The sequence below is a fragment of the Occallatibacter savannae genome (assembly GCF_003131205.1).
Classification (GTDB): Bacteria; Acidobacteriota; Terriglobia; order Terriglobales; family Acidobacteriaceae; genus Telmatobacter; species Telmatobacter savannae.
In genome coordinates, this window is sequence record NZ_QFFY01000010.1 from 36,090 (window position 1) to 50,943 (window position 14,854).

15 protein-coding genes and 1 tRNA gene are annotated in these 14,854 nt (G+C 58.8%); 9 read left to right on the forward strand and 7 right to left on the reverse strand.

Annotated elements, in window-relative coordinates:
- Positions 1 to 130: 130 nt before the first annotated feature.
- Positions 131 to 478 (forward strand): hypothetical protein, encoded by a 348-nt coding sequence (locus tag DHV10_RS25920; protein ID WP_109489335.1) that lies wholly within the window; start codon positions 131 to 133, stop codon positions 476 to 478.
- Positions 479 to 568: 90 nt separating this feature from the next.
- Here the strand turns inward: DHV10_RS25920 and DHV10_RS27430 are convergent, their stop codons facing one another.
- Complete coding sequence (locus tag DHV10_RS27430; protein ID WP_162601911.1) at positions 569 to 745, reverse strand: hypothetical protein; 177 nt, start codon at positions 743 to 745, stop codon at positions 569 to 571.
- 251 nt (positions 746 to 996) lie between these two features.
- On the opposite strand from DHV10_RS27430, the gene trpC reads away from it, so the two are divergent.
- Both trpC and DHV10_RS25930 read left to right on the forward strand, forming a co-directional pair.
- On the forward strand, positions 997 to 1,809 hold the full coding sequence (gene trpC / locus DHV10_RS25925; protein ID WP_109489336.1) for an indole-3-glycerol phosphate synthase TrpC: 813 nt from the start codon (positions 997 to 999) through the stop codon (positions 1,807 to 1,809).
- Positions 1,806 to 2,456, forward strand: coding sequence for a phosphoribosylanthranilate isomerase (locus tag DHV10_RS25930; protein WP_109489337.1), 651 nt, complete (start codon positions 1,806 to 1,808; stop codon positions 2,454 to 2,456). Before trpC ends, DHV10_RS25930 begins: the two co-directional genes overlap by 4 nt.
- A gap of 54 nt (positions 2,457 to 2,510) precedes the next feature.
- Here the strand turns inward: DHV10_RS25930 and DHV10_RS25935 are convergent.
- The 6 genes from DHV10_RS25935 to hppD all read right to left on the reverse strand — a co-directional run bounded on the left by DHV10_RS25935 (position 2,511) and on the right by hppD (position 8,095).
- Positions 2,511 to 2,586 (reverse strand) — tRNA-Ile (locus tag DHV10_RS25935).
- A 124-nt stretch (positions 2,587 to 2,710) separates the two neighbouring features.
- Entirely contained in the window at positions 2,711 to 3,997 is a 1,287-nt protein-coding gene (gene fahA / locus DHV10_RS25940; RefSeq protein ID WP_109489338.1) for a fumarylacetoacetase, read from the reverse strand.
- Positions 3,988 to 4,842: a hypothetical protein gene (locus DHV10_RS25945; protein WP_109489339.1), complete on the reverse strand. Its 855-nt coding sequence runs from the start codon at positions 4,840 to 4,842 to the stop codon at positions 3,988 to 3,990. The genes fahA and DHV10_RS25945 overlap by 10 nt, the downstream gene beginning before the upstream one ends.
- A gap of 6 nt (positions 4,843 to 4,848) precedes the next feature.
- Positions 4,849 to 6,153: a homogentisate 1,2-dioxygenase gene (gene hmgA / locus DHV10_RS25950; RefSeq protein ID WP_109489340.1), complete on the reverse strand. Its 1,305-nt coding sequence runs from the start codon at positions 6,151 to 6,153 to the stop codon at positions 4,849 to 4,851.
- A gap of 11 nt (positions 6,154 to 6,164) precedes the next feature.
- Complete coding sequence (locus DHV10_RS25955) at positions 6,165 to 6,917, reverse strand: phenylalanine 4-monooxygenase (RefSeq protein WP_109489341.1); 753 nt, start codon at positions 6,915 to 6,917, stop codon at positions 6,165 to 6,167.
- An 11-nt stretch (positions 6,918 to 6,928) separates the two neighbouring features.
- Complete coding sequence (gene hppD, locus DHV10_RS25960; protein ID WP_109489342.1) at positions 6,929 to 8,095, reverse strand: 4-hydroxyphenylpyruvate dioxygenase; 1,167 nt, start codon at positions 8,093 to 8,095, stop codon at positions 6,929 to 6,931.
- A 178-nt stretch (positions 8,096 to 8,273) separates the two neighbouring features.
- Between hppD and DHV10_RS25965 the strand changes: the two genes are divergently transcribed.
- From DHV10_RS25965 to DHV10_RS25990, 6 genes are all read left to right on the forward strand, one after another.
- Positions 8,274 to 8,774: an Lrp/AsnC family transcriptional regulator gene (locus tag DHV10_RS25965; RefSeq protein ID WP_109489343.1), complete on the forward strand. Its 501-nt coding sequence runs from the start codon at positions 8,274 to 8,276 to the stop codon at positions 8,772 to 8,774.
- A gap of 1 nt (position 8,775) precedes the next feature.
- Entirely contained in the window at positions 8,776 to 9,321 is a 546-nt protein-coding gene (gene thpR / locus DHV10_RS25970; RefSeq protein WP_109489344.1) for an RNA 2',3'-cyclic phosphodiesterase, read from the forward strand.
- Positions 9,322 to 9,411: 90 nt separating this feature from the next.
- Positions 9,412 to 10,845 carry an APC family permease gene (locus DHV10_RS25975; protein WP_109489345.1) on the forward strand — a complete coding sequence of 478 codons (1,434 nt, stop codon included), beginning with the start codon at positions 9,412 to 9,414 and terminating at the stop codon, positions 10,843 to 10,845.
- Between the two features lie 84 nt (positions 10,846 to 10,929).
- Positions 10,930 to 12,663 carry an acyl-CoA carboxylase subunit beta gene (locus DHV10_RS25980; RefSeq protein WP_109489346.1) on the forward strand — a complete coding sequence of 578 codons (1,734 nt, stop codon included), beginning with the start codon at positions 10,930 to 10,932 and terminating at the stop codon, positions 12,661 to 12,663.
- Positions 12,664 to 12,769: 106 nt separating this feature from the next.
- Positions 12,770 to 13,960 carry an acyl-CoA dehydrogenase gene (locus tag DHV10_RS25985; protein WP_109489347.1) on the forward strand — a complete coding sequence of 397 codons (1,191 nt, stop codon included), beginning with the start codon at positions 12,770 to 12,772 and terminating at the stop codon, positions 13,958 to 13,960.
- Between the two features lie 15 nt (positions 13,961 to 13,975).
- A complete protein-coding gene (locus tag DHV10_RS25990; protein ID WP_109489419.1) occupies positions 13,976 to 14,848 on the forward strand; it encodes a beta/alpha barrel domain-containing protein in 873 nt (290 codons plus the stop codon).
- Positions 14,849 to 14,854: the final 6 nt, after the last annotated feature.

Consider the following 14,854-nt stretch of genomic DNA (forward strand, 5'->3'; position numbering starts at 1 on the left):
GTCCTCTCATTTCCGTCCGTCGTACTATGGTGCGCAGCCTGGGCTCCCCCAGAAAGGTCCATGCTTGATCTCTCGTCCTCTCCATAGGGCCGCATTCCTCGCCGCCACGGGCCTCTGCGCACCTTTGTCTATGGATCCGCAGCAAGCGAATCAACCGCCCCAGTACATCGAGAAGTCCTACCCGGTCACACCTGTCAATCAGCCGCCCGATAGCAATGCTCAAATGCAGATGCACCAGAAACACGCCAACCGAAAGCACTTCGATGCCGCCAATGCTGAGCGCAAGCGCCAGATCGAGCACGACACTGAAGAGCTCGTCCGATTGGCGCGAGAACTCAATGTCGCCATAGAACGAGGGAACGGTCCTGCCCCTTCCGAGCCCGCTCTTGCCTCGCAGCTCATACACAAAGCGGAAGCGATTGAGCGACTCGCTCACGGAGTCGAAGAAAAGATGAAGCTAACGGTTTCGGGAGATTAACCTGCGTCACCCCGCAACCTCGCATCCGTCGATGCCGCAACCCTCAGATGCTTGGGATTGGAAAGCCCCACGACACCATTGCAGCTCCTGTCACTCGCCGGATTGTCCAGTGGCCTGCGCAAGGAGATCGGCAATCGTTCGCTGCAGCGCTTCTTTTGCGTTCTCCAGGCTGGAAGGGGCATCCCCCATCCGCCGCGCATAATAGTTCATCAGCGAAAGGGTTCCCTCTAAGATCTCAGCAAGATTGCGATACGGGTCCAGCGGCATGTGGGCTTTCAATTATTGCATATGCGTAATTTCTTGCACGCAATTTATCGGTTCGATGGCACAGGTGTCCTGGCTTTCCAGCGCCGAACAGGCTCCTGCATCTAAGTACATTAGGTGCACGGGTTGAGGCGAGTGTTGATCGTTACTTCCGTGTCCAGAAGGGCGCCCGCCCACCCGGCGAGCGCCCGGAATAAGCCGGCGCAGGTGTCCTCCGCATTCATCGGAGTGCCTTCGTATACTCATCTCAGCGCATGGCAACGCGACTCGACACAATCATTGCTGCTACCCGGGTCACCGTATCCGCGTCGAAGGCTCGCGTCTCTGTATCAGACCTGGAGCGCATGGCTGCTTCCCACCAGCCCCGCGGTTGGGCTGCCGCGCTGCACAACCAATCCCGATCGGGACCCGCGGTCATCGCGGAGATCAAGAAAGCTTCTCCCTCAAAAGGCTTAATCCGCGCTGACTTCAACGTTCATTGGATCGCAGAGCGATACCAACAGGGTGGGGCAGCGGCACTCTCCGTTCTTACCGACGAGCCTTGGTTTCAAGGAAACCTCCACAACCTCGAACTCGCCTCTGCGGCCGTCCATATCCCATGCTTGCGCAAAGACTTCACCGTCGACGAGTATCAGATCCTGGAGGCCCGCGCCCACAACGCCGACGCCATCCTCCTGATCGCGGCTGCACTTTCTCCGACCGAACTCAAGCGCTTCTCTCATGCAGCGCACGATCTTCAACTGGACGTGCTCGTTGAGGTGCACACCGCCTCCGAGTTGGACCACGTGCTCGACGCATTAGCAGAAAACGGCGCCGATGCCATCGGGGTCAACAACCGCGACCTTAAGACGTTCGAAGTTCGAATGGAAACCTCACTCGAACTGGTTGACAAGATCCCCGTGTCGGCGGTCCGAGTCGCCGAGAGCGGTATATCCACTTCCGAGGACGTCGCTCGCCTGCGCGAGGCAGGCTTCCACGCCTTCCTCATCGGCGAAAGCCTCATGCGGCAATCTGATCCAGGCGAGGCGCTCGCTGCGTTGCTTGCCGGAACCCGAGTCGCGCCATGAGCCTCTGGGTCAAAGTGTGCGCGAACACCTCGATGGAAGACGCAATGCTCGCAGTCAATGCAGGTGCCGATGCCGTCGGCTTTGTCTTCGCTCCCAGTCCCCGCCAGGTCTCCGTAGAGCAAGTCGCAGCCATCACTCCCAACCTCCCATCCTCGATTGAGAAGATCGGTGTCTTCGCCGGCTCGACACCCCAAGAGATCGCGCGAGCCGTGGAGCGCTGCGGTCTTACCGGCGCACAGCTTCACTTCGAAGGCGGTCAAGATCTCGTAGCCGCATTGCGCGACCGCTTCGGGACAACGCTCCGGATTCTGAATGTACTGCACTATGCGCCCGACGCTTCAGAGAAAGCGGCATTTCTGGCGGCAAACAAGCAGATCGACGCGATCCTCGTTGACTCCCGAACACCTGCCGCGATCGGGGGCACCGGCATTCGATTCGACTGGGATGACGCTGCATCGCTGTTCAACAACGCGGGAGTGAAGATGATTGCCGCGGGTGGCCTGAACCCCGCGAATGTGGCCGAAGCCATCGAGAAGCTCCAGCCATGGGGCGTCGACGTAGCATCAGGAGTGGAAGCCGCTCCTGGCCGCAAAGATCCCGAGAAGGTGCGTTCCTTCGTGGAAAATGCGCGGCGCGCAAGGTCGTGATTACCGCGTCGGAGAATTGGCTTAAACCCCGGCAGGATGTCTTATTGATCCAGATGGTGGGCCCGGAGGGATTCGAACCCCCAACCAAGGGATTATGAGTCCCCTGCTCTAACCGTTGAGCTACAGGCCCTTCTCGCAGGCTCTCAACTTCGCACACGCACGCAACTGCGAAAACAGAGCTCCCACCTCTCACAAGTGTGACATACGATGCCTGCTTCCACTCTCGCCCCACGGCATTGTCAAGCTCTCATTTCCTAACTCGGAATCGCTGCCCCGATACGCCCGACACACTGCCCGAAACCGATCCGCGGCAGGCCGGGGCCCTGGCAGTATCCGCGCAAAGTCACTTCATCGCCGTCTTCGAGGAAAGTGCGCGTCTCTCCTGTAGGCAGCGTCAACGCATGTGCACGGTGCTTCATCTCCAGCAGACATCCCTCCGACCCCTCATCAGAACCAGAGATTGTGCCCGTCGCGAGCAGGTCTCCTGGGCGCAGGTTGCAACCGTTGCTCGCGTGATGCGTCACAAGCTGAGCCACACTCCAGTAAAGATCCCGCAGGCTGGCCCGACTCAGTAGCGATGCCGGCACCTTCTGTTCGCGCATCTTCTCCGACTGCAGAAGCACCTCGACCGTGACGTCGATCCCCGCCCGCGATGGATCTCTCTCCTTCAGGTACGGAAGAGGCTCGGGATCTCCTTGGGTTCGCACTGGCGTCTCGACGCGATAAGGAGCCAAAGCTTCCAGGGTTACGACCCATGGAGAAATGGTTGTCGCGAAGCTCTTGGCCAGGAACGGCCCGAGCGGCTGATACTCCCACGATTGAATATCGCGCGCTGACCAGTCGTTGACGAGACACAGTCCAAAGATGTGCTGCTCGGCTTCTGCAATCGGAATCGGCGCGCCAATCTGATTGCCAAGTCCGACGAAGATGCCTACTTCTAATTCATAGTCCAACGATCGCGAAGGCCCGAAGGCAGGTTCCGCACTGCTCGCCGGCTTGACCTGTCCGCTCGGACGCCGAATTTCGGTCCCACTCGCAACAATGGACGAGGCCCTGCCGTGGTAACCGATCGGGATGTACTTGTAGTTGGGTAGCAGGGGGTTATCGGGCCGGAACAGTTTACCCACACGCGTGGCGTGGTGAATGGAAGCGTAAAAATCTGTGTAGTCGCCGACCTGTGCCGGCACTTCCATCTGAACGGATTGCATTGGCAGAAGGTGGCGCCTGGCCTTCTCCTGGGTCTCCGGTGCAGCATGGGAACCGAGAAGGCTCGTAAGCTGACGCCGCAGCGCGGACCATGCAGCCGTCCCGAGCGCCATTAGCGCGTTGAGAGCGCTCGCTGAGCATGCTTCTGCTATCTCGGACGAAAGAGGGCCGAGAAGTTCTTCCTCGATACAGGCCCTTATATCCAGGGCCTGATCGCCGATCGCTATCCCGATTCGCCTCTCACCCCCATGACTGAAAGCGCCGTACGGCAGATTCTCCAGCGGGAAGTCGCACCCCGGCAGGTTGGCGCTCTCTACCCAACTCTTCAAAGCCATCCGAGCGCCTCCATATCATGTATTGGCTCGTCGAACGAACAGGTTCCGATGCCAATGAGAAATTCGCGACGTACGGTCGCGAGCTGCTTTCGATCCCACTTCAAGTGCCGCCACTGAAGATAGTTCCCATCAACCCGCCAGGCCGAGCCGTCTACTTCCTGCAACACCCGTTCCGCCTCCCGTTCCACGCCGCCAAAGTAAAGCACGGCCGCAGCACAAAGAAGATTCGCAAATCCATGCATCTTCGAATTGGCGCTCTGAGGTTCGTAGGTCAGTGGTTGAACCGATCGGATCGGATGATGCAGACCTGCGGTGGCCTTGAAAGCCAGACGAAGTCTTGCAAGCGCACTCAACATCTCGATGACCGCTCCGTCAGACGGGAACGCCTCGGCGATAACTCCGCCCATCCGGATCTTGGCGCACATCCCTGCACTGGAAATCGATTGAAGGGCAGCGATGCCGCTGATGTCCAGGGGAACTTCGATGTACGCGTTGACCGATTCCGGAATCATCTTCGAGACACTCTCGATCGTTCCAGGATCGGAGAACTTCATCTCAACAGCTTCGATCGGCATGCCACTCTTGATCTCGCGGGAGATGACGGCAAGACTGTCGGGATCGGGTACGATCACGCTCAGCCTAAACTCCCGCAGACGATCTCCAACCATCGCTCGTAGCTCATCCAGGCGATCGAAATTGATGATGAACCGGCCAAGAGCAGAAGCATGCCTGTCACAGGCGTACTCCACATACTTGTCTGTGGCTGTGCGCAGGCTCAGGCTAGCAGGCGGATACAGGCCCGCATAGTCGAACAAACCCACGAGCAGCGTTTCCATCGCATTCATCGCAGATCAGGCTTCGGAGGCTCGCTTGAAGTTCTTCTTCAACCCCTGCCAGCATTCGAAATATTCGTGCTGCAGGATCCGTGTCTCCATCGCAAACTTCGTGGGCCGAACCACAAGCTGCGTTTCGAACATAAACGCCAGAGTGTTCGCCAGGTACTGCGGTTTAAGTTCTGCGGTGGAGGCGCGTTCGAACGTCTCGGCGTCGGGGCCGTGGCCAGCCATGCAGTTATGCAGGCTTGCTCCGCCCGGAACAAATCCCTCAGCCTTTGCATCATAGGCTCCGAAGACCAGGCCCATAAACTCGTTCATCAGGTTGCGATGGAACCACGGAGGACGGAATGTATGCTCCGCCACCATCCACCGAGGTGGAAAGATGGCGAAGTCGCAGTTCGCGGTGCCCGGCGTGATGGAGGGTGCGCTGAGCACGGTGTAGATCGACGGGTCCGGATGGTCGAACGATACCGTGTTGATGCAGTTGAAGAGCGCCAGATCATACTTGTAGGGCGTGTAGTTGCCGTGCCACGCGACTACATCGAGCGGTGAATGATCGATGAACGCGGACCATAGCCTGCCAAGAAACTTTGAGGTTATGCTGAACTCGCCTTCGCGATCCTCAAAAGCAGCAACCGGCGCTTTGAAATCTCGGGGGTTCGCAAGACCGTTTGCGCCGATCGCGCCAAGCTCCGGAAGCCGAAATGGCTGCCCGTAGTTCTCGCAGATGTATCCGCGCGCCTGCTTCTCCGCAAGCACTACGCGAAACTTGATTCCACGCGGAACTACGCAGATCTCTCCGGGAGCAACGTCGAGAACGCCAAGCTCCGTGTGGAAACGCAACGCTCCCATTTGCGGAACAATCAACATCTCGCCATCGGCCGTGTAGAAGAAGCGGTCCTCCATCGATGCGTTGCAAGCGTAAATGTGGATTGCTACTCCAACCTGCATTGCTGGATCGCCGTTGCCGCCCATCGTTACGATCCCGTCAACGAAGTCTGTTTTCTCTTCTGGAATCGGCAAAGGATTCCAGCGAAGCTGATTCGGCGAAGTAGGCGTCTCCAGGAACGGCCCGCTGCGAATCATCTTCGCCTCGATCTCCTGGTACGGCCGATGCGTTACGGAAGGCCGTATCCGATACGTCCACGTCCGTCGGTTCGTTGCTCGTGGCGCGGTGAACGGGCTGCCGCTGCATTGCTCCGCATAGAGCCCGAGTGGATGCTTCTGGGGCGCGTTCTGTCCCTGTGGCAGGCCACCCGCAACAGCCTCGGTAGCAAATTCATTCCCAAAACCGGTTTGGTACCGGAGTTCTTCGGACATGCTTTCTCACCTTACAAGCTGTTTTCTAGGACACGCTGTTCTGCTTCGTGCATCGCCTCGTACATCTGGTCGAAACTGTCGATGGCGAACAAGACCTTCTGAAACTCGTCCACTTTTACCGGAGTGTCGAGCACCTCGTCCAATGAAAAATCATGAACAGCGCATTTGCCTTCAACCACGTTCTGGCACTCTCCGTGCGAACTGATCAGACCGCTGCCATACACCTTCACTTCGTTGCCCTCACGAATGAGCCCAAACTCAACCGTGTACCAGAAAAGTCTACCCAGCCGCTCCAACACCGCCTCATCCTCAATAGCGGCACAGACACGCCCGTAGTGCTGCAGAAAATCAGCGAAGACTCTGTTCGCGTGCATCGGAACATGGCCGAAGACATCGTGGAAGATATCCGGCTCCGGTGTGTACTCGAGCGACTCGCGGCTCCGCAGCCATGTCGTTGTCGGAAATCTCCGCGCCGCCAGCATTTCAAAAAACGCCGGTGCAGGCAGAAACCCGCTCACCGGCGTGGAGTTCCACCCAGTTCGTGGCTCCAGTCGCGCACTGATGGACGCGAGGCGCGGCAGGCGATCCCGCTGCAATCCGATGATTTGAAACCCATCGAGATAAGAGCGAGCCGCATGCTTCTCCAACTCAGGAAGCACGCGGCCCACAAGCTCCGCCCAGACCGCATGTTGTTCGTCTGTATAGGCAGAGTAATTCTGCTCGATCAAGTAAGGAACGGCAGCAGTCAGAGTCTGTGTGATCATCGCGCCCTCCTCTACAGGTTGCCGCGCGCTTGCTGTTCGCGTTCAATCGCCTCAAAGAGCGCCTTGAAGTTCCCCTTGCCGAAGCTTCGGCTCCCCTTGCGCTGAATGATCTCGTAGAACAGCGTTGGCCGGTCCTCTACGGGTCGCGTAAAGATCTGCAGCATGTAACCTTCAGGGTCACGATCCACCAGGATCCCGAGCTTTTCGAGCTCTTCAACGGGTTCGTCGATGCTGCCTACGCGGCTTTGTAGCTCCGTGTAATACGTGTGCGGCACTTGCAGGAACTCGATTCCCTGCTCGCTCAGCTTGCTGACTGTGTGCAGAATGTCATTGGTCGCAAGCGCGATGTGCTGTACACCGGGGCCGCCGTAGAACTCCAGATACTCCTCAACCTGCGATTTCTTCTTGCCCTCGGCCGGCTCATTGATCGGAAATTTCACGTAGCCATTTCCGTTTGCCATCACCTTCGACATCAGCGCCGAGTACTCCGTCGAGATGTCTTTGTCATCGAAGTGCTGGTAAAGCGAGAAGCCCATCACCTTCGAGTAGAACTGTACCCACTCATCCATCTCGTGCCAGCCCACGTTGCCCACCATGTGGTCGATATGAAGCAGCCCGGTTGGCCTCGCCACCGGATCTTCTGCAATCGCGCGATAACCCGGCAGAAAGGATCCCGAGTAGTGCGTACGTTCAACGAAAGTGTGGATGGTGTCTCCGTAGGTGCGAATGCTCGAAAGAACAACCTGCCCATGCTCATCATTCAGCGCATAGGGCCGCGCAACGCTGGTTGCGCCGCGGCTTGTCGTCTCTTCCCATGCTTTTCTTGCGTCGTCTACCCAAAGCGCAACAACCTTTACGCCGTCTCCGTGGCGGCCAATGTGTTCCGCAATCGCGTCGCCGCCCCGCAGCGGGGTTGTCAGAACGAACCGAACCTTGCCCTGCTGCACCACATACGAAGCGCGGTCGCGCTGACCCGTCTCCGGCCCGGCATACGCAACCAGAGACATGCCGAAAGCCGCACGGTAGAAGTAAGCGGCCTGACGAGCGTTCCCAACATAGAACTCCACATGATCCGTACCCTTCAGCGGCAAAAAGTCCTGGGCATTCGGAGTTGATTGCGTTGTCGGCTGAGAGCCTGGATCGAGGTGTGCGGGGACGGACTGCACAGTTGCGCTCATGGAGTACCTCCGGTGCCGGGAATCGGGGGAGAGCTGATCGGGGGAATTTCACTTCCCGGCTGTTGGATAAGATAGGCCCGCGTTCAGATGTCTGAACATGGCGATTCTTGGAAAATTCGAACTCCACACCTAACGCTGTTAGGCGTAATATGGGGTGCAGATTAAGGATTCCTGCCCTATGGCGCACAAGACCACCCCGAGCCGAATCGATCTCGATCCCATTGCGTGGAAGATCATCGAATCTCTGCAGCAGAACGCGCGCATCTCCTTCGCAGAGCTCGGCCGAAAGATTGGCCTGTCCACCCCAGCCGTTGCTGAGAGGGTGCACCGCCTTGAAGAAGCCGGCGTCATCACCGGGTACCACGCCTCTCTCGACAGCGCCAGACTTGGAGTTCCGATCCGCGTCGTCGTCAGGCTTACGATTCCCGGAGGTGAGTTGCAGATCACGCGCACCGTCGCGGCTCTCAAAGAACTCAGCGAAATCAGTCGCTGTCACCGCATCACGGGTTCGGAGTCGTTCATCATCGAAGCCGACGTGGTCTCAATACGCCATCTGGAGACGCTCATCGATAGACTCTCGGCGCTTGGCGCAACATCAACGTCGACCGTCCTCTCCTCTCCAGTCGAACGCCGAGATTACCAGGCGAAGCAGATCGAGGCTTTCGGCAAGTACATGTGACATGCGTCTCTTCGTCGGAATCCCGCTGCCTGCTGAATTGCTCGACTCGCTGGATGCTCTTGTGCGACGCCTTCGGGCGGACAAAGACGGCCTGCGCTGGAGCTCACCAGACACCTGGCACATCACCCTCCAGTTTCTCGGTGAGACTACGCCTGAAAAGTTCGAGTGCTTGACGGCTTGCCTTGCCCAGATTCGCGCGGTTCCTGTTCCCATCCGCCTAGACAACACTGGCGTTTTCGCGAAGGCCGGCGTCTTTTGGGCCGGGGTGACGGTCTCTCCAGAATTGCGCCTTCTCCACAAAGCCGTTTGTGTCGCGACTGCAAGCTGCGGTGTTCAATCGGATGACCGGCCCTACCGTCCGCACGTCACCTTGGCGCGGGCGAAAAGCGGATCCGCATCCGTCCTGCGCAACCTGCAGCACAAGTCATCAAAGACCGCCAAACTTCCAGGCTTCATTGCAACCGAATTCTTCCTCTACGAATCCCGCCTTGGCCAGGGCGGTGCAAAGCACGAGGTGAGGCAGAGATTTCCGCTTGCCCCGCTCTGAGCAGGCTCGAGCCGTTTGTCCCGCCGGCTGCGCGGAACTATGATGATCGCTTATGCAAGAACGAGTACGGCCCTGTGCTGAGGTAATGGCATGAGCATGGCGCCTTCACCGCAGGACTCAAAATCCCAGCTGCGCAAAACCATGGGCTTCTGGGATGTGCTGCTGTTCAACATAGCTACCGTGCTCGGCCCAAGATGGATCGCCGCAGCGGGACATAACGGCACATCCTCCATCAGCCTGTGGGTCATCGCCGCACTGTTCTTTTTCGTTCCGGGCGCTCTCGTCATCAACGAGCTCTCCTCGCGCTTCCCGCAGGAGGGCGGCCTTTACGCATGGTCAAAGGAAGCATTCGGCGACTTCCATGGCTTCATCGCGGGCTGGACCTACTGGATCTACACCGTCTTCTACTTTCCCGGCCTCCTCCTCGCTAGCGCCTCCATGGCCGCGTACGTCATAGGCGCAAGGGGAGCGTCACTGGCGCAAGATCGTGCATTTCTCCTCACCGTCTCGTTAGGGCTGTTGGTGGTCGCGGTCGTTCTCAACATTGTCGGTTTGAACATTGGCAAATGGCTGCAGAATGCCGGCGGCGTGGGCACTTACGTGCCGCTCGTCATCCTCGCTCTGGTTGCTGCAATCGTCGTATACCGTCACGGATCGGCCACGCACTTCACGCTTCGCAACATGATGCCCGCGTTCGATTTCGGAACCGTAAGTTTCTGGTCGAACATCGCGTTCGCCTTTACGGGACTCGAGCTTGTCTCAGCAATGAGCGAAGAAGTCCGCGATCCCCACAAAACCCTGCCTCGCGCGGTGTTTGGCGCAGGAGCTCTGATCGCCCTGATGTACATCGCCGGGACCTTTGCCGTACTCGGATTGATGCCCGCGCAGAGTGTCGACCCCCAGAGCGGAGTATTCAGCGCAATCACGATTGGATCCTCGGCCCTCGGTATCGCTTTCGTCGGAATGCTCGCGGCTATTCTGGTCACCGTCGGCAATGCTGGCGGCGTGGGCAGCACCGTGGCCGGTATCGCGCGTGTGCCGTTCGTCGTTGGCATCGATCGTTACCTGCCGGCAGCCTTCGGCAAAATTCATCCCAGATGGAAGACACCGCACATTTCGATTCTTGTTCAGGCAACGCTCTCCGGAATCATCCTGGTCCTCAGTCAGATCCAGTCAAAGAGCGTGATGACGGGATATCAGCTGGTGGTGAGCGCTGCCATCATTCTTTACTTCATTCCGTTCCTCTATATGTTTGCCGCGGTCATTAAGCTCGCCTCTCGCATGGATCGAAGCACCAATGAGCACGCAGTCCTCGTACCAGGCGGAAAAATGGGAGTGTGGATATGCGGGACCCTCGGGTTTTTAGTGGTGCTGCTCGGTATCGCCCTCTCCTTTGTGCCGCCGGGCGAGACGGTCGGGACTTTGAGCTACGAACTTCAGCTGATTCTCGGTACCGGAGTGTCGGTTCTCATTGGACTGGTCCTCTACTGGCGCGGCGCCCGCTCGAAGTCTGCGCAGAAATAGTTCCTCATTCAAGGAACGCGAGTGACCGTCTGGACGGACCTACCATCCAAGGTGCTATAGTCTGCGAGTTTGCGTGAGACAGGAATGGCCGAAAGCCCGAAGCTTCAAAACAGCATCGAGTCGAGCTTTGATCCCAACTCTCCCCGTGCCAAGACCAACCGCACAGCGCTCGTCGAATTACTGAAGCAGATTCGCGCGCAGGAGGAGACGATACGCCAGGGAGGCGGCCCCAAGGCTGCCGCGGCGCAGCACGCCAAGAAACGACTGACAGTTCGCGAGCGACTCGATCTGCTGCTCGACAAAGGTAGTCGCTTCCTCGAACTCGGGTTGTGGGCCGCTTACGAAATGTATGGCGAGTACGGCGGCGCACCAGGAGCCGGTGTGGTTACCGGACTGGCACGCGTCTCCGGTCGTCTGTGCATGATCATCGCCAACGATGCAACAGTGAAAGCTGGTGCATTCTTCCCCATGACCGCGAAGAAAGTGCTCCGGGCCCAGAACATTGCGCTGGAGAACCGCATCCCCACGCTTTACCTTGTCGACTCGGCTGGCGTCTTCCTCCCCTTGCAGGAAGACGTCTTTCCCGACACCGACGACTTTGGCCGTGTCTTCCGCAACAACGCCGTCATGAGCTCGCTCGGCATCCCGCAGATCACCGCCATCATGGGCATGTGCGTCGCTGGCGGCGCTTACCTCCCCGTCATGACCGATACCGTCCTCATGACCGAAGGCTCCGGCCTTTTTCTCGCCGGACCATCCCTCGTCCAGGCGGCCATCGGCCAGAAGACCGATCCCGAAGAGTTGGGAGGCGCTGCAATGCATGCTGAAGTCTCCGGCACCGTGGACTTCAAGGAGCCCGACGACCATCACTGCATCGCGCGCATGCGTTCGCTGGTCGACAAGTTCGGCACGCGTACCGCGGCAAGTCCTTCGGCAGATCGATTTAGCCGCACTACATACGACTCGAAACACGACGCTCCGAAGTTTGGATTCGAAGAACTCTACGGGCTCCTGAACCCTGCGCCGGGCTCCAGCAATGTCTACGACATGCACGAGGTAATCGCGCGCATCGTGGACCGCAGTGAATTCGACGAATACAAAGAAGAGTTCGGCCGAACCGTCCTCTGCGGTTATGCTCGCATCGGGGGCTACGCAGTCGGCATCGTTGCCAACCAGAAAACGAATCAGAATCAGGTCGTCGCCATGGGACCCTCCGCCGGCGCGAAGCGAATCGAAGTGGGTGGCGTCATATACACCGAGGGCGCGCAGAAAGCTGCCCGCTTCATCATGGATTGCAATCAGAACCTGGTCCCGCTGATTTTCCTGCATGACGTCAACGGCTTCATGGTAGGCAAAGACGCCGAGTGGTCCGGCATCATTCGCGCCGGCGCAAAAATGGTCTCCGCCGTCAGCACCAGCGTCGTACCCAAGATCGCGGTCATCATCGGAGGCAGCTTCGGCGCCGGCCATTACGCAATGTGCGGCAAAGCCTACGATCCCCGCTTCCTCTTCGCGTGGCCTACCGCGCGCTACGCCGTGATGAGCGGCGCATCCGCGGCCGGAACTCTCGCAGAGGTTCGCGCGAAGCAGGTGGAGCGTGGCGGCAAGGTCCTCTCGGAGGCCGATCGCGCCGCGCTTTACGACGAGATCAAATCAACTTACGACGCCCAGGCCGATCCGCGGTATGGTGCTGCGCGTCTATGGATTGATGCAATCATTGACCCAGCCGATACGCGCGAGGTTCTGATTAACGCTCTGGAGGCATGCGCAATGAATCCAGAAGTTCCCAGGTTTAATCCCGGAGTTCTGCAAACGTAGTACGCCGGCCATCATCTGCCATCGATTCAGATCACGGCATCTTATCCAGTCAGCAACGCGGCTGGCGTCGATTCCCTAAGTCCCCCATCGCCGAAGAGGAGCCAATATGAGCCTTGAGCTCGAAACAACCGAAAGCCTGTACCCCTTCGTTCTCACCGAGGAACAGGAGCAACTCCGCCGGGAAATCCGCGACTTCGCCGCGCGCGAGATCGCGCCGAACGTGATGAAGTGGGACGAAGCCAGTGAGTTTCCGCTGGACGTCGTCAAAAAGCTCGGGCAGATGGGACTACTCGGCGTCATCTTTCCGCCGGACCTCAACGGCTCCGGTCTCGGCTACGTCGATTATGTGCTCGCCATCGAGGAACTCGCCGCGATCGACGGCTCCATCGGAATCATCGTCGCCGCGCACAATTCTCTCTGCACCAACCATATCTTCATCGCCGGCAACGATGCGCAGCGCAAGAAGTACGTCTCCAAACTCGCCGCCGGAGAGTGGATTGGCGCGTGGGGTCTGACCGAGCCCGGCGCCGGCTCCGACGCCAGCAACTCTCGCACCACCGCTGTCAAGAAAGGCGACCGTTACGTCCTCAATGGCACCAAGACATTCATCACCAACGGTCACTACGCCGACTGCGCCGTTGTCATCGCATCCACCGATAAGAGCAAGGGAACTCACGGCCTCTCCGCCTTCATCGTCGAGAAGGGAACCAAAGGCTTCCGCGCCGGCAAGAAGGAAAACAAGCTCGGCCTTCGCGCTAGCGACACGAGCGAGCTCATCTTCGAAGACTGCGAGATCCCCGCGGAAAACCTCGTCGGAGCAGAAGGCGAGGGCTTCGTTGACGCCATGCGCGTTCTCGATGGCGGCCGCATCTCCATCGCCGCACTCGCCCTCGGCATCGGCCGTGGTGCTTTGGACGCTGCACTGAAGTACGTGAAGGAGCGCCGTCAGTTCGGCAAAAGCATCGCTGAGTTTCAGGGCATTCAGTGGAAGCTCGCCGATATGGCCACCGAACTCGACGCCGCCCGTCTCCTCACCCAGCGCGCCGCCGTCCTCAAAGACTCCGGCCGCAAAGTCACGCGCGAGTCGTCGATGGCCAAGCTCTTCGCCAGCGAAGTAGCCGTCCGCATCTGCGACGACGCAGTTCAGCTCTTCGGCGGTTACGGCTTTATCAAGGACTATCCCGCCGAGAAGTATTATCGAGACGTGAAGCTGTGCACCATCGGCGAAGGCACCAGCGAAATCCAGCGCATGGTGATCGCCCGCGAGATTCTAAAAGTGCATCCGTCTCGCGGGTAGAGGCAATTGGATCGCATGACGAACGCAGTCAAAATCATCGAGTGCCCGCGCGACGCCTGGCAGGGATTGCCCAATCAGATCTCTCCTGAGGTCAAGGAGGACTATCTGCGCAAGCTCATCGAAGCTGGATTCAAGCACATCGATGCCGTCAGCTTTGTCTCCCCGGCAGCCGTGCCGCAAATGGCGGACTCCGAGCAGGTCCTCTCGCACCTCTCCCTTCCTTCAGACGTCGAGATCGTCGGTATCGTCGTCAATGAGAAGGGCGCCCAGCGCGCATTGGTCAATGATGCGGTCACGACTCTCGGTTTCCCATACTCGATTTCTGCCGAGTTCCTCCGCCGCAACCAGCACCAGACCCTCGAGCAGGCGCTCGACACCTTACAGGCAATCTACTCGCTCGCCGAAGGACAAGGCCGCAACGTGGTCGCCTACGTCTCCATGGCCTTCGGCAATCCCTACAACGACCCGTGGCACATCGACGAACTCCTGGATGCCTGCGACCTGATCGCCGAGTGCGGCGTTTCGCAGATCTCGCTCGCGGATACCGTGGGCCTCGCAAAGCCTGATCAGATCCAATACGTCCTCTCTAGGGTCATCAGCGAGTATCAGGGCATCGAAATCGGCGCTCATCTCCACGCCCGCCCCGATGCAGCCGCAGAACGCGTACGCGCGGCATATGAAGCTGGATGCCGCCGCTTTGACTCCGCCATCGGCGGTCTCGGCGGATGTCCTTTCGCGCAGGACATCCTCGTCGGCAATCTCCCAACAGAGATTCTTGTCGAAGAACTAGGGCGATGCGGCGCGGCAGTGCCCGATCTCCGCGGAATTGACGACCTGGTGGCCGCCAGCTGCGAAATTTCAACTCGTTTCGGAGCTCCCGTTCAGTAGCATCAA

Bases quoted from the DNA above. Each gene is read 5' to 3' on its own strand.
- DHV10_RS25975 (WP_109489345.1), top strand. From the start codon at position 9,412: ATGAGCATGGCGCCTTCACCGCAGGACTCAAAATCCCAGCTGCGCAAA.
- fahA (WP_109489338.1), bottom strand. From the start codon at position 3,997: ATGGCTTTGAAGAGTTGGGTAGAGAGCGCCAACCTGCCGGGGTGCGAC.
- hmgA (WP_109489340.1), bottom strand. From the start codon at position 6,153: ATGTCCGAAGAACTCCGGTACCAAACCGGTTTTGGGAATGAATTTGCT.
- DHV10_RS25990 (WP_109489419.1), top strand. From the start codon at position 13,976: ATGACGAACGCAGTCAAAATCATCGAGTGCCCGCGCGACGCCTGGCAG.
- thpR (WP_109489344.1), top strand. From the start codon at position 8,776: ATGCGTCTCTTCGTCGGAATCCCGCTGCCTGCTGAATTGCTCGACTCG.
- hppD (WP_109489342.1), bottom strand. From the start codon at position 8,095: ATGAGCGCAACTGTGCAGTCCGTCCCCGCACACCTCGATCCAGGCTCT.
- trpC (WP_109489336.1), top strand. From the start codon at position 997: ATGGCAACGCGACTCGACACAATCATTGCTGCTACCCGGGTCACCGTA.
- DHV10_RS25965 (WP_109489343.1), top strand. From the start codon at position 8,274: ATGGCGCACAAGACCACCCCGAGCCGAATCGATCTCGATCCCATTGCG.
- DHV10_RS25920 (WP_109489335.1), top strand. From the start codon at position 131: ATGGATCCGCAGCAAGCGAATCAACCGCCCCAGTACATCGAGAAGTCC.
- DHV10_RS25980 (WP_109489346.1), top strand. From the start codon at position 10,930: ATGGCCGAAAGCCCGAAGCTTCAAAACAGCATCGAGTCGAGCTTTGAT.
- DHV10_RS25985 (WP_109489347.1), top strand. From the start codon at position 12,770: ATGAGCCTTGAGCTCGAAACAACCGAAAGCCTGTACCCCTTCGTTCTC.
- DHV10_RS27430 (WP_162601911.1), bottom strand. From the start codon at position 745: ATGCCGCTGGACCCGTATCGCAATCTTGCTGAGATCTTAGAGGGAACC.
- DHV10_RS25955 (WP_109489341.1), bottom strand. From the start codon at position 6,917: ATGATCACACAGACTCTGACTGCTGCCGTTCCTTACTTGATCGAGCAG.
- DHV10_RS25945 (WP_109489339.1), bottom strand. From the start codon at position 4,842: ATGAATGCGATGGAAACGCTGCTCGTGGGTTTGTTCGACTATGCGGGC.
- DHV10_RS25930 (WP_109489337.1), top strand. From the start codon at position 1,806: ATGAGCCTCTGGGTCAAAGTGTGCGCGAACACCTCGATGGAAGACGCA.